The organism is Streptomyces sp. NPDC041205 (assembly GCF_055591765.1).
The window spans coordinates 308636-321635 of the sequence record NZ_JBVIZH010000003.1; the positions used below are offsets into that span (position 1 = coordinate 308636).

Genomic DNA, 13000 nt, shown 5'->3' on the forward strand with positions numbered 1-13000 from the left:
GGAGATAAGGAGTGAATACCCCCGGGGGTAATGGGCCAGGGGTGCGGTCCCGCAAGGGTGGAAGCGCACCCCGGAACACCGGAACCCGGATCCCCGGAAGAGCCGAAGCGGAACCCCGGAAGGGCCGAAGCGGAAAAGGAGTGACAGCCGTGTTCTTCATCGACACCCTCGAACTCGCGGGGCTCGGGAACCACAGCTATCTGGCCGGAGGCCCGGACACCGCTGTGGCCGTCGACCCGCCGCGCGACATCGAGCAGGTCATCGCGGCGGCGGTCCGGCGCGGGGTGCGGATCGGGTACGTCGCGGAGACGCACGTCCACAACGACTATGTGAGCGGCGGGTTGGAGCTGGCCCGCGTGACGGGGGCCCGGTACCTGGTGCCCGCCGGCGCCTCTGTGTCGTTCCCGCACACGCCGGTCATGGACGGCGATGTGGTGTGCGTGGACGAGGCGGTCGGAGTGGAAGAGGCGGCCGAGGCGGGCAGGGCGGGCGGGGCGTCCCGGGCGGACGGGGCCGTGACACTGCGCGCGGTCGCCACGCCCGGTCACACCCCGCACCACCTGTCGTACGTCCTGACGGTCGGCGGCCGCGCGATGGCCGCGTTCACCGGCGGCTCCCTGCTCATCGGCACGGTGGGCCGCCCCGACCTGGTCGAGCCGCGCCTCACCGAGCCGCTGGCCCGGGCCCAGCACGCCTCGGCGCGCCGGTTGGCCGAGGAACTGGACGACGCGGTGCGCGTGCTGCCCACGCACGGCTTCGGCAGCTTCTGCTCGGCGACGCGGTCCGAGGGTGACACGACCACCATCGGCGCGGAGCGCGCGGCCAACGCGGCCCTCACCCAGGACGAGGACACGTTCGTCGCCGAACTGCTCGCCGGGCTCGACGACGTGCCCGCGTACTACGCCCACATGGGCCCGGCCAACGCGGCGGGGCCCGCTCCGGTCGACCTGACCCCGCCCCGGACCGCCGACGCCGCCGAGGTCGCCGCGCGCCTCGCGGCCGGGGAGTGGGTGGTGGACCTGCGCGGTCGGGTGGCGTTCGCCGCCGGACATGTCGTGGGGTCCTTCAACTTCGAGGCCGAGGGCAAGCTCGCCACGTATCTGGCGTGGCTGATCCCGTGGGGCACCCCGGTGACGCTGCTCGCCGACTCGCCTCGCCAACTGGCGTATGCGCAGCGGGAGTTGGTGCGCGTGGGCATCGACCGTCCGGCGGCGGGCGCCACGGGTGACCCCGGTGGCTGGGTGCGTGCGGGGGAGCGCCTCGGGTCCTTCCCCCGGGCGACGTTCGCCGACCTGGCCGATGCCCGCAAGCAACGGGACGACGTGGTGATCCTCGACGTGCGCCGCGCCTCGGAACGGGCGGACGCCCACATCGAGGGCTCCGTGCACGTGCCGCTCCACGAAGTCCACGGACGCCACGGCGAGGTGCCGGACGGCGAAGTGTGGGTGCACTGCGGCAGCGGGATGCGCGCGGCGATCGGGGCGTCGCTCCTCGCCGCCGTCGGGCGCGCGGTCGTCGTGGTCGACGACGCCTTCGACGCGGACGCCCTGGCCCGGGCCGGACTGCCCGTCCACGACGGCCACGCCCGCGCGTGAGCACCCTCGTCCTGGCCCTGGTCGCCGGGGCCGTGGTCGGACTGGCCCTCGGCGCGCTCGGCGGAGGCGGCAGCATGCTCGCCGTCCCCGCCCTCATCTACCTCCTCGGCTTCACCCCGGCCGACGCCACCACCGCGAGCCTGCTGATCGTCGCCGTCACCTCGGCCACCGCCCTGTACGCCCACGCCCGCTCCGGGCAGGTGCGCTGGCGGGCGGGCGCGCTGTTCGCGGCGACCGGAATCCTGCCCGCCGCCGCGGCCGGGGTGGCGGCGAGCAGGCTGCCACAGGCGGCGCTGACGGCGGCGTTCGCAGGGGTTGCGGGGATTGCGGGGGTGTTGATGCTGCGGGGTGGGCGGACGGGGCGAGATGAGCGGAGGGTGCGGGCGGGGCAGTCGGGGAGCGGTGGTGGGGTGGAGCGCGAGGGCGGGCTGGGGCGCGCGGGGCGTGGAGAGGCCTCGGAGTGTGGGGGTGGCGGAGCTGTGCGCGAGGGAGGCTCGGGGCTCGCGGTCGGCCCGGAGTGCGGGAGCGGAGCCGTGGACGAGGGCGGATCAGGGGGCGAAGTCGGCCCTGAGCGCGGGGGTGGCTCGGAGTGCGTGGGTGGAGCCGCGCCCGGCGGCGGGGTGCGGCGCGAGGGCGGCCGTGGCGTCCGCGCGGGGGCCGGTGCCGCGCGGACGGGGCGGGCGGCCGGTGCCGGTGCCGGGCTCGGCGCGCTGACCGGGCTGCTCGGCGTCGGCGGCGGATTCCTCGTCGTACCGGCCCTCGTCACCGTCCTCGCCTTCGAGATGAGGGCCGCCACCGGGACCAGCCTGCTGGTCATCGCCGTCAACTCCCTTGCCTCGCTGGTCACGCGCGGCGGCACGACGACCGGCCTCGACTGGGCGGTGGTCGCGCCCTTCACCGGCGCGGCGGTCCTCGGCGCCTGGGACGGCAAACGGCTCGCCGCCAGGCTCACCGGGGCCACGCTGCGGCGCACGTTCGCGGTCGCGCTGCTCACCGTGGCCGCCGCGATGGGAGTGGACGCGGTCGTCCAGAGCGGCGGCTCGGGGTGACGGGGCCGTGGCGGCAGTCCTACGCCAGCGACAGGAAGAGCTTCTCCAGGCGGGCCCGCATCCGCTCCCGGTCACCACTTTCGGCCAACTCCGTGTCGGTCAGGCAGTGCTGGAGGCCGGTGGCGATGATGGCGAACCCGGCCTTGTCCAATGCCCGGGACGCGGCGGCCAGCTGGGTGATGACCTCCTCGCAGTCCCGGCCCTCCTCGATCATCTTGATCACGCCGTTGATCTGGCCCTGGGCCCGGCGCAGCCGGTTGACCGCCGTCTTCAATTCCTCGGCCGCCATCGTCAGTTCCACTGCTCACTCCGATCTGGATACCCCTATGGGTACCGTACGGGAGTGGTGCACGCGTCAACCAAGGCATCCCCAAGGCCATCCTCAGGCCATCCGATGAAGGGAACCCCCGTGCCGTCCCCCTCCGCGCTCACCGCCGACCAGGCCCGCCACCGCCTGGACGCACTGGCCGTCGTCGACGTCCGCACCCCCGCCGAATTCGCCTCCGGGCACCTCCCCGGCGCCCACAACATCCCCCTGGAACGCCTCTCCGAAGCCCTGCCCGCCCTGGAGGCCGTGGCGGCACGCGGGGAACTCCTCATGGTGTGCGCCTCCGGCAACCGCTCCGCCCGCGCCTGCGCGGCCCTGGCCGAGCACGGCGTCCCGGCCACGACCCTCACCGGTGGCACCACCGGCTGGACGCAGCACGGATACGACGTCGAGCGTACCCGGAGCACGGCCCGCGCCACCTGGGCCATGGAGCGCCAAGTCCGCCTGACCGCGGGGTCCCTGGTCCTGGCCGGCCTGGCCCTCGGGCTGTTGTGGCCGTACGCCCTGTGGTTGTCCGCCGCCATCGCCGGGGGCCTGGTCTTCTCCGCGCTCACGGACACCTGCGGTCTGGCCGCCGTCCTGGCGAGGCTGCCGCACAACCGCCCCCGCGACACCGACCTGCACGCGACGCTCGCCGCCCTGAACCACTGACGGCAAGGCCCCGACCGGGCGTCAGCCGACGGTGGCGGTGCCGAAGTCGCGTACGTAGCGCCGCTGCCAGGGAGTCTCGACGGCGCGGCGGTGATAGTGCGCGCGCACATAGGCGACGGCCTCCCCGGCCTGGACGCCGTCGAGCACGGCCAGGCAGGCGAGAGCCGTGCCGGTGCGCCCGAACCCGCCGCCGCAGGCGATCTCCACCCGCTCCGTGGCGGCGCGGGCCCAGGCCTCGCCGAGGAGTTGCCGCGCCGCGAGCCGGTCCGTGGGCAGCCGGAAGTCCGGCCAGCGCAGCCAGCGCGCGTCCCACGACACCTCGGGCGGCGGCTTGCCCTGGAGATACACGGCGAACATCGGCTCGGGCCCCGCGGGCAGTGGGCGACGGAGTCCCCGGCCGCGCACGAGCCGGCCCGAGGGCAGCCGCAGCACGCCCTCAGCGGTCTCATTCCAGGTCTCAGTCACATGATCACTCTAAGGAGAAAGGCGGCAGCGCGGCGTGAGTTGCGCTCCGGGCGAACCACCGCACTTACGGTGCCGCTGGTCACGGAGTACTTCACGCACCAAAGGGACAATGGCCACCCGGTCCTAGCCGATACTCACCCGGTTCTAACGGAATCTTGACTTCGACAGGGCATATTGACACGCATGACAACCATGGTTCCTGTCTGCCCGTACTGCGGCCGGGTGGAATGCATCTGTCCGGCAGTGGCCGGCCACTTCGCGTCGGCCCGCGCGTGCGCGCCGACGGCCACACCGCCGAGTGTCAGGCGGGGCGCACCGACCGCGCGGACGCTGATACGCCGCGTGGGCCCCGCCCACAGGGCGGGGTCCCACCACCCCGCCCTCCACGCCCTGAGCACACCTAACCCGACCGCCACGAGCAGGACCCCCGCCGCGGTGACCTGCCCGTAGTCGGTGCCGCCACCGACACCTGACCTGCCGTCGTCGCATGCGTCGGACCTCTGGCCGATGACGACGGCGACCAGTACCGTGCCGATGCCGCCCTCATCGACGCACCATCGACGAACGAGGGTGTGATCGCCGCGAGTTCGTACGCCGATCGCGTCTCCGGCATGCCCGGACACTCGTCGTCGATCGGTTCGAGGGGTTGGATGAGCCGGGACGAGGCGGAGCAGTGGCGAAAGGGGAGACGGTGACGGACTGGAAGCCGGTCGTCGAGGTCGCGGTGCGCGAGTGGGCCGAGCTGGGCGAGGGCCCCACCTGGGACCCGGTCGCCGACCGCCTGATCTGGGTGGACATCCTCAACTCCCGTGTTCACACCTACCATCCGGCGAGCGGCCACCGCACGGTGCTCGCCACGGAACAGCACGTCGGCGCCGCGAAGCCGCGTGCGGGCGGCGGCCTCGTCGTCAACCTCCGCGACGGCGTCGGGCTCTACGCCCCGGACGGAGCCTTCTCCTGGCTGGTGCGCGATCCGGTCGCCGGCCGCCGTGGCAACGACGCGGCCGTCGCCCCAGACGGCGCGCTGTGGGCGGGCACCATGCGCTACGACGAGGCGCCCGGCGGCGGCGCCCTCACGCGCGTCACCGCCGACGGCACGGTGACCGAGGTCTTCCACGGCGTGGCCGTCAGCAACGGCACCGGCTGGAGCCCCGACGGCACCCTCCTGTACTACGTGGACAGCCCCACACGACGCGTCGACGTCTGCCGCATGGACGGGCAACGCCCTGCCGAACGCCACGAGTTCGCTGTGATCGCGGACTCGGACGGCTTTCCGGACGGCCTCACCGTGGACGCCGAAGGCTGCGTGTGGGTGGCGCTCTGGGACGGCGGGCAGGTGCGGCGCTACACCCCGGACGGGAAGCTGGACCGCGTCCTGCGGCTCCCCGTGGCACGCCCCACCGCGTGCGCGTTCGGCGGCCCGGGCCTGCGTGATCTGTACGTCACGACGGCCCGGACCGGCCAGGACCGCCCGCACCCGATGGCGGGCTCGGTCCTCGTGGTCAAGGACGCGGGCCAAGGGCTGCCGGGGACGGCCTTCGCGGGCTGACGCCCGGAAGGCGCGGCCGTCCCGAGGCGCCGTGCGGACCTCAGACGGTGCGGCTCGCGAACATCGAGGAGATGACGCGCTCCGCCTGGTCGGCCAGGTAGAAGTGATCGCCGGGCAGCACGAGCGCGGAGAAGTCACCGCTGCCCGCGTCCCGCCACGCCTCCACGTCCTCCGGCGACACCTCGATGTCCTGGTCGCCGGTGAACACGCCGATGGGGCAGCGCAGCCGTGCCGTCAGGTCCGGCCGGTACGTCTCGATCAGGCGGTAGTCGGCGCGTATCGCGGGCAGCACCATCTCACGCACGTCGGGGTCGTCGAGGAGCTGCGGGTCGGTGCCGCCGAGCTGCTTGATCTCGTCGACGAGCCGCTCCTCCGGCAGCAGGTGGACCGTCCCGGGGCGCTGGCGGCGCGGGCCCTGGCGACCGGACACGAAGACCCGCCGGGGCGCGGGGCCCGGCCCCGCCTCCAGGCGCAGCGCCGTCTCCCAGGCCAGCGCCGCACCCATGCTGTGGCCGAAGAAGACCAGCTCGCGATCGGTGCGCACACCCGCCCGCAGCGCCTCCGTGACCGCGTCGGCCAGCTCCGTCATGGTGCCGATCGGCCGCTCCGCGAGCCGGTCCTGGCGCCCCGGGTACTGCACCGCGACCAGCTCCACGTCCAGCGGAAGGAGCCGCGCCCACGGCGAGAAGAAGGAGGCGGTGCCGCCCGCGTGCGGGAAGCACACCAGGGTGGTGCGGGCGCCGGGGCGCGGCTGGGTGCGGCGCAGCCAACGGGGCTTGGGAGCGGCCGAGTTGCCACCGGGGCGGTGGGTGGTGGGATTCGATTCGGTGGTCATCAGTACTCCGTCGAGCAGCTAGGCGGTCGGGCCGCGGTTCAAGTGGTCGCCCGCGCGACGGAACCAGAAGCGGGGCAAGTGCCGCAACCCGGGGTAGCGGTTCGGTCGGCGCCCGAAGCGCTACCCCGCACCGATGCCGCGTACACACAGATGTCCGGTCGCCCGGACGACCGAGAGCGGACGGCTGACAGATTTCATCCGCTGCCCGCTGCCCGCTGCCCGCTGCCCGCTGCCCGCTGTCCGTCGGCGGGGTCCGCCCTCATTCGTCGTAGTGGATGACCCCGTCCTCGTCCATCGTCGGGTGCAGCTTCATCGGTTCCGTCGTCTCCATGTCCGAGGGGCGCGACGACTCGGGCCCGTCGGCGCCGATCCTGACCATGCGTTCCACGCGGCAGACGCGGAAGCAGCGGTCGCGTACGACGATCTGGTTGGCGCGGCCGGCGGACTTGAACTCCTCGGCGGCGCTGAGGAATTCGGCGCGTTCGGTGGCGTCGAAGTCGTACAGGAGCGGCCACAGCTCGGTCATGCCGTGGACGAGGAGTCGGCGCGCGTCGTGCGGGGTGGGCATGAGGGCGCCGCGCGGCCGCCACCGTTCGCCCCGGCGCTCCGCGACGCCGAAGCTGACCGGGAGCAGGACGACCTCCGGATAGTCCCGGGCGGCCCGCTCGGAGTCCTCGCGGAGGGCGGCGGGGAGATGGCCGCCGGAGTAGGTGAAGCCGCGCAGGGCGATGCGCAGCGCCCCCGCCATCAGGCCTTCGGCGCTGTTCGGGCCGAGGGTGAAGCCCACGTCCCGCGAGGGCGGGTTCGGCCGGTCGTCCCAGGACGCGACGGCCGGTTCCGGGTCGGTGGGCCGGGGCGGTTCGAGGCCGTCCTCGCCGGCGCGGGCGAACTCGTCGCCGCGGATGACCCGGTAGCGCGTGCCGAGCACGGTGACCTCGTCGACCGGCTCGTGTTCGAGCCGGGTCACGGCCGCGAGCAGCGCGCGGCGCTGCTCGCGGTCCTCGGTGTCGTCCTTCGCCTTGAACCACAGCAGGGAGTTGAGACTGTCCCTGGCCTGCTGGGGCGTGCCCTCGGTGACATCGCCGAGCAGGCGCCAGGGTTCCTCCGGGCCGGCCTCCCGGGCGGCGATCCCGAAGACCGGCCCGCGCACCGCCAGTTGTGGGTACAGATACGAGGCGTCCACCGCGTCGGCCTCGCTGACCCACGCGGCCGGGTCGTCACGGCGGACCAAGTCGCTGTGCAGCGCGTCGATCTGCCGCTTCCAGTCGTCAGACATGGGTGCATTGTCCCGACTCGCGTCGCCCCGCGCGGGCCGCGTCACGCGGGAGCATGACGAAGTGCTCGAATGCCGGGCGCGCGGGGCGGGCGTGCCCTATAGGGGGCCGCCGCTCCGGAGCGGCGCCTGTGCGTACTGCGCCACTCCGTTGCCGAGCGACCAGTCGATCGACTCGTTCTCGGTCACGGTGACGAACACGTTCCGGGGCTCGGTGTCGGCGTACTCGTGCGCGAGTTCGGCGATCCGCCGGTACAGGGCCCGCTTCTGGTCGGGAGTGCGGCCGGAGCGCATCGTGATGGCCACGTACACGATGCCGCTGTCGCGGCGCACCCCGAGATAGTCGTCGTACCGCAGTGTGCCGCTCCCGCCACTGTGGCCGTTGAGCACCTGGAACCGGTCGTCGGCCGGGATGCCGATGGTCTCCACGAGCGCGTCGTGCACGGCCCTGCCGAGGGCGTCGAGGCGGTCGGGACCGGCCTCCAGGGCGTCTATGCGGACAAAGGGCATGACGGTGTTCCTCTCGCTGGTCGCTGGCCCGTACATACTAGTAGGTACAGACTCTTGGTGGTGCTGCGCGGCGCGGCGAAGCTGGTGGCCATCGGGCTCGTCCTCGCGGGGACGACCCTTGCTCGCGCGCAGCCGCGGCGTCGGCGGGAGCGGCGCCAAGGACCAGGGCGAGACCGAGGCCGAGGGGCCGTGGGCGGCGGTGCCCTAACCGGCCGCGCCGGGCGCGTCCTTGCGGAACAGCCCCGTCCAGAGGAACGGTTCGCCGAAGTGCGCGGACTCGGGCGGCTCGTCGCGCATGCGGCGCAGCTCGACCTCCGTGAGGTCGGAGAAGATCCAGCGGAGCGACTCGGCGGTGTAGGCGAGCCCGCCCCGGAGCCCGCAGCCGCCGTAGAGGTCCGCGTCGGGCAGTTCGGAGCCCATGCCGCCCGCGGCGAAGCAGGTGAGGCCGAAGTGGCCGCCGGGCGCGAGGGCGCGGTCCAGCAGGGCGAGGTAGCTGACGCGGCGGTGCGGCGGCAGATGGTGGAAGCAGCCCGAGTCGTAGACCAGGTCGTACGGTCCGCCGAGCGCGGTGGGGGCGAGCGTGAACGCGTCGCCGAGGTGGAACCGGATCTCGGCCCCGGTCTCGCGGGCGCGCTCCTCGGCCCAGGCGAGCGCGGTGGGCGATACGTCGACGGCGTCCACCTCGAAGCCGAGCGCGGCCAGGTGAGTCGCGTTGCGGCCCGGACCGCAGCCCAGGTCGAGGGCGCGCCCCGGCCGGATCAGGCCACGTTCGACGTACGAGGCGAGGCTCGCGTCGGGCTTCGCCACGAAGAACGGCACCGGCTTGGACCGGTCGCTGTAGAAGTCGTCCCACCAGTCGCCCGCGGCCGCCGTCCAGCGGTCGGCCTCCGGCGCGAACAGCCCGTCGAGCAGCTTCAGTACGTCGTCCACGGAGCGTATGTTCCGGTCCATCCGAACCCCCTTCGAGAGGGCGCAAGAATATCGGTGACACGGAAGAAAGCACAGGTCAGATGGGGTGAAGTGGGCGCGCCGGCGGGCTTGTGCGGGGAGCCGGCCCGGCGCGGGCGGGCGTTCCCCGGACGGCGTTCGCCAGCCCCTGTGCGGCCCCGTCGAACGCCGTCAGGCGGGCACTGCGGGCGCCGCCGGAGCGGGTTTTCCGACAGATGCGGAATCCGGCTGTGGGAAGGCCCGGCGGTAGTCGCTCGGGGACACCCCGACCTGCTTCAGGAAGTGGTGGCGCAGGTTGTTCGCCGTGCCGAGGCCGCTGAGTTCGCCGACCTTCTCGACGGGCAGGCCGGTGGACTCAAGGAGGCTCTGGGCACGGGCGAGGCGCTGGTTGAGGAGCCACTGGAGGGGGGTCGTGCCGGTGGCGGCCTGGAGGCGGCGGTAGAAGGTGCGCGGGCTCATCGCCGCGCGGCGCGCCAGATCCGTCACCGTCAACGGCTGGTCGAGGCGCTCCCGGGCCCACTCGAGGACCGGGCTCAACCCCGCGTCGTCCGTGGCGGGCACCGACAGATCGATGAACTGGGCCTGTCCGCCCGGCCGGTGGGCGGGCACCACCATGCGGCGGGCGAGCTGGTTGGCGACGTGCGCGCCGAGGTCACGGCGCACCAGATGCAGGCACAGGTCGAGGCCCGCGGTCAGGCCCGCACTGGTCAGGACGTCGCCGTCGTCCACGTACAGGACCGAGTCGTCGACCTCGACGCGCGGATGGCGGGCGGCGAGCTGGGCCGTGTGCTGCCAGTGCGCGGTGGCCCTGCGGCCGTCGAGAAGGCCCGCCTCGGCGAGCGCGAAGGCGCCGTTGCACAGGGACACCATGCGGGCGCCCGCCGCGTGGGCGCGGCGCAGCGCGTCGACGAGTCCGGGCGGCAGCGGCGCGCCCTCCTCGACGCAGGCGTCGGGCACGGAGGGCACGATGACGGTGTCCGCGCCGACGATGTCGTCGAGCCCGTACGGGGTGCGCAGCGAGAAGCGGGACCGCGCGGTGGCGTCCTCCTCGCCGCCGCCGATGCCGCAGAGCCGGAGGTCGTACCAGGGGTCGAACAGATCCGGCTGCGGCTTGCCGAACACCGTGCACGGGATGCTCAGTTCGTACAGGTCCCACGACGGGACCCCGATCTCCTCGGTCACGACCACCGCGACGGTTCCAGCGCTCATGCGGGCGAGGATACGACGCCTGTCGGGGTGGCAGGAATTTGGTGACCACCGTCATCACCGTCACTGTCGTGGCCCCCGGCGCGCTGCGAAGGTGGTCCGTACGTGATCAACGTGATCAGCCGCCCGAAGGCGGATCTTCTAGGAGTTACCACGCAATGAGCGCAGAACGACGCGCCCCCGTGACCGTCATCGGACTCGGCAACATGGGCACGGCCCTGGCCGCCGCCTTCCTGGAGCGCGGCCACCCGACCACCGTCTGGAACCGTTCGCCGGAGAAGTCCAAGGCCCTCGCCGAGCGCGGCGCGCGGGTCGCGGCGACGCCAGGTGAGGCGGTGACCGCAGCCGAGTTGGTGATCGCCTGCGTCCTCGACTACGACGCGCTGCACACCGTGCTCGACCCGGTCGCCGACCGGCTCGCGGGCCGCGCCCTGGTGAACGTGACCTCCGGATCGCCGGAGCAGGCACGGGACTTCAGGGACTGGGCCGAAGCGCGGGGTGCCACCTACCTCGACGGCGCCATCATGACGACGCCGCCCGGCGTCGGCAGCCCGGACATGATGTTCCTCTACAGCGGTTCGCAGGACACCTTCACCGCGCACAAGGAGACCCTGGACGTCCTCGGTGACGCGCTGTTCCTGGGCACGGATCCGGCGGTCGCGTCGCTGTACGACGCGGCGCTGCTCGGACTGATGTGGGCCACGTTCAACGGCTGGCTGCACGGCACGGCGCTCGTCGGCGCCGACAAGGTGGCCGCCACGGAGTACACCGCGCTCGCGAACCGCTGGCTCGGCGGCGCGGTGAGCGGCTTCCTCACGCGGTACGCGGAGCAGGTGGACGAGGGCCGCTACCCGGGCCACGACGCGACCGTCGACGTGCAGATCGGGGCCATCGACCACCTCATCCACGCGGCGGCCGACCGGGGTGTCGACAACGCCCTGCCGGAGCTGCTCAAGGCGACCATGGAGCGGGCGAAGGCGGCCGGCCACGGCGGGGACAGCTACGCGAGCGTGATCGAGGTGCTGCGCGGGAAGGGCGGGACCACCGCCTAGACGCCCGGCACCTGGGCACCCGGGCCTGGAGCGGCGGGCGGCCCGGCGTCCGGAAACACGGTGTGGCGTCGGCCCGTCCGGGCCGACGCCACCGCCGTCACCAACTGCTGGTGAGGTCCCGCTGGGGCTGCTCGGGCGCGCGCCGGGCGGAGGGCAGCCCGGCGAATCCGGGGGAGTCCACCGACGTACCGGCGACCCGGTCCGCGAGCGAGCGGGAGGAGCGCGAGAGCACCGGGAACACGTTCAGGAGGAACAGGGCGACCGCCGCGATCCAGCACAGGACGGACAGGAAGAGCCAGCCCTGCACCAGCATGCAGCAGGCCAGCGCGTACACCGCGACGTCGGCCGAGGTGGTGACGGCCGCACGCAGCGCCGCGCGCGAGGGCGTGCGCGGGGTGACGCGCAGTCCCATCAGGGCCTTGCCCAGGGTCCGGCCGGTGAAGGTGAGCGTGAGCCACTGGTAGAGGAACGTGAGCACGACCAGGGCGAGGAAGCCCTGCTGGACGTAGCCGACGGCGTCCTTCCACAGCGAGTCGACCATCTTGTCGGCCGCTCCCTGGGCGTCGCCCCCGGACTTGACGAAGTGCCAGCTTCCTTTGGTCACCAGCTCGGGCACATCGGTGATGAGTGCCGAGATGCGGTTGAAGGTCAGGACAGCGAGCCCCCAGGCCGCCGCCACCACCAAAGCGAAGTCGATGAGCCAGGCGCCGAGACGGCGAAACTTCGGCACAGATGATCCCCCAAGACTGCTACCCCCCGGTCTGACTCCGCATCACGATAGCAACAGCGGTGCCCGCGCTCAGCCGGTCAATTGAGACGATCTCGGGGCACTCCCGTCCTTCAACTCCGTTGCCATGGCGTCAAGATGACGCCGAAGTGACCGGCGCGAAGGAGTGCGTTCGGAGCGCGCGGGGCGCGAGCCGGAGTCTTTGCTCCGCGCGCGATCCGCGCGTGGAACGGCGGCTTCCACACGTCCCGAACCTAGACTCCGGGCATGGACACCACGCGGCTCGACCATCTCGCCAACGGCAAGTACGTGCTGGTCACCAGCTACCGCAAGGACGGCACGGGGGTGCCGACGCCCGTCTGGGTGGTGCGGGACGGTGACGCGCTCGGTATCTGGACGGTCACGGGGAGCTGGAAGGTGAAGCGGATCCGCCGTCGGGCGGACGTTCTCGTCGGTCCCTGCGACCTGCGCGGCAATCCGACGGGGGAGCAGGTTCCGGCCACGGCCGAGATCTGTGACTGGACGACGACTGCGCGTTACCGCAAACTCCTCGCACGGAAGTACGGCGTCACGGGGATCCTGGTCCTGCTCGGCAGCAGGCTGCGGCGAGGGGCGCGCGGCACCGTGGGTATCCGCATCACTCTCGTTCCGTGATCAAGGACGCGGCCTCTGTCCTGAAATGGGGCACATTGTGGGCAAGTTGATGCCCGAGAGACGCAGATCACACCGGTTCGGCGGCATTGGTACATGAGACCTACACCGATTCTGTGCGTCTCCTACCCGAGGATGAGGGGCACCTGCCAGGACTACAC

At 72.8% G+C, this 13000-nt stretch carries 13 protein-coding genes and 2 pseudogenes; 7 read left to right on the forward strand and 8 right to left on the reverse strand.

Annotation, left to right across the window (positions count from 1 at the left end):
• Positions 1–149 precede the first annotated feature (149 nt).
• The 3 genes and pseudogenes from ACZ6BG_RS15600 to ACZ6BG_RS15610 all read left to right on the forward strand — a co-directional run.
• On the forward strand, positions 150–1595 hold the full coding sequence (locus tag ACZ6BG_RS15600; RefSeq protein WP_469000997.1) for an MBL fold metallo-hydrolase: 1446 nt from the start codon (positions 150–152) through the stop codon (positions 1593–1595).
• A pseudogene (locus tag ACZ6BG_RS15605) lies at positions 1592–2044 on the forward strand (TSUP family transporter); the annotation flags it as partial. The gene ACZ6BG_RS15600 and the pseudogene ACZ6BG_RS15605, both read left to right, overlap by 4 nt.
• A gap of 210 nt (positions 2045–2254) precedes the next feature.
• Positions 2255–2644, forward strand: a pseudogene (locus ACZ6BG_RS15610) (TSUP family transporter); the annotation flags it as partial.
• Positions 2645–2663: 19 nt separating this feature from the next.
• Here the strand turns inward: ACZ6BG_RS15610 and ACZ6BG_RS15615 are convergent.
• Positions 2664–2945: a metal-sensitive transcriptional regulator gene (locus ACZ6BG_RS15615; RefSeq protein WP_468459224.1), complete on the reverse strand. Its 282-nt coding sequence runs from the start codon at positions 2943–2945 to the stop codon at positions 2664–2666.
• Between the two features lie 93 nt (positions 2946–3038).
• Between ACZ6BG_RS15615 and ACZ6BG_RS15620 the strand changes: the two genes are divergently transcribed.
• On the forward strand, positions 3039–3623 hold the full coding sequence (locus ACZ6BG_RS15620) for a rhodanese-like domain-containing protein (protein ID WP_469001002.1): 585 nt from the start codon (positions 3039–3041) through the stop codon (positions 3621–3623).
• A 21-nt stretch (positions 3624–3644) separates the two neighbouring features.
• On the opposite strand, the gene ACZ6BG_RS15625 is transcribed toward ACZ6BG_RS15620, so the two are convergent.
• Entirely contained in the window at positions 3645–4088 is a 444-nt protein-coding gene (locus ACZ6BG_RS15625; protein ID WP_469001005.1) for a protein-tyrosine phosphatase family protein, read from the reverse strand.
• Between the two features lie 691 nt (positions 4089–4779).
• On the opposite strand from ACZ6BG_RS15625, the gene ACZ6BG_RS15630 reads away from it, so the two are divergent.
• Positions 4780–5637: an SMP-30/gluconolactonase/LRE family protein gene (locus ACZ6BG_RS15630; protein WP_469001007.1), complete on the forward strand. Its 858-nt coding sequence runs from the start codon at positions 4780–4782 to the stop codon at positions 5635–5637.
• Between the two features lie 40 nt (positions 5638–5677).
• On the opposite strand, the gene ACZ6BG_RS15635 is transcribed toward ACZ6BG_RS15630, so the two are convergent.
• From ACZ6BG_RS15635 to ACZ6BG_RS15655, 5 genes are all read right to left on the reverse strand, one after another.
• A complete protein-coding gene (locus ACZ6BG_RS15635) occupies positions 5678–6472 on the reverse strand; it encodes a thioesterase II family protein (RefSeq protein WP_469001010.1) in 795 nt (264 codons plus the stop codon).
• Between the two features lie 259 nt (positions 6473–6731).
• Positions 6732–7748 carry a DUF5954 family protein gene (locus ACZ6BG_RS15640; protein WP_469001012.1) on the reverse strand — a complete coding sequence of 339 codons (1017 nt, stop codon included), beginning with the start codon at positions 7746–7748 and terminating at the stop codon, positions 6732–6734.
• 96 nt (positions 7749–7844) lie between these two features.
• Positions 7845–8255 (reverse strand): tautomerase family protein, encoded by a 411-nt coding sequence (locus tag ACZ6BG_RS15645; protein WP_469001015.1) that lies wholly within the window; start codon positions 8253–8255, stop codon positions 7845–7847.
• A gap of 204 nt (positions 8256–8459) precedes the next feature.
• Positions 8460–9206 carry a class I SAM-dependent methyltransferase gene (locus ACZ6BG_RS15650; protein ID WP_469001017.1) on the reverse strand — a complete coding sequence of 249 codons (747 nt, stop codon included), beginning with the start codon at positions 9204–9206 and terminating at the stop codon, positions 8460–8462.
• Positions 9207–9374: 168 nt separating this feature from the next.
• Entirely contained in the window at positions 9375–10391 is a 1017-nt protein-coding gene (locus tag ACZ6BG_RS15655) for a GlxA family transcriptional regulator (protein WP_469002924.1), read from the reverse strand.
• Positions 10392–10567: 176 nt separating this feature from the next.
• Between ACZ6BG_RS15655 and ACZ6BG_RS15660 the strand changes: the two genes are divergently transcribed.
• Positions 10568–11461, forward strand: coding sequence for an NAD(P)-dependent oxidoreductase (locus ACZ6BG_RS15660; protein WP_469001021.1), 894 nt, complete (start codon positions 10568–10570; stop codon positions 11459–11461).
• Between the two features lie 97 nt (positions 11462–11558).
• Here the strand turns inward: ACZ6BG_RS15660 and ACZ6BG_RS15665 are convergent, their stop codons facing one another.
• Complete coding sequence (locus ACZ6BG_RS15665) at positions 11559–12191, reverse strand: RDD family protein (RefSeq protein WP_469001025.1); 633 nt, start codon at positions 12189–12191, stop codon at positions 11559–11561.
• A 264-nt stretch (positions 12192–12455) separates the two neighbouring features.
• Between ACZ6BG_RS15665 and ACZ6BG_RS15670 the strand changes: the two genes are divergently transcribed.
• On the forward strand, positions 12456–12842 hold the full coding sequence (locus tag ACZ6BG_RS15670) for a PPOX class F420-dependent oxidoreductase (protein ID WP_469001027.1): 387 nt from the start codon (positions 12456–12458) through the stop codon (positions 12840–12842).
• Positions 12843–13000 lie beyond the last annotated feature (158 nt).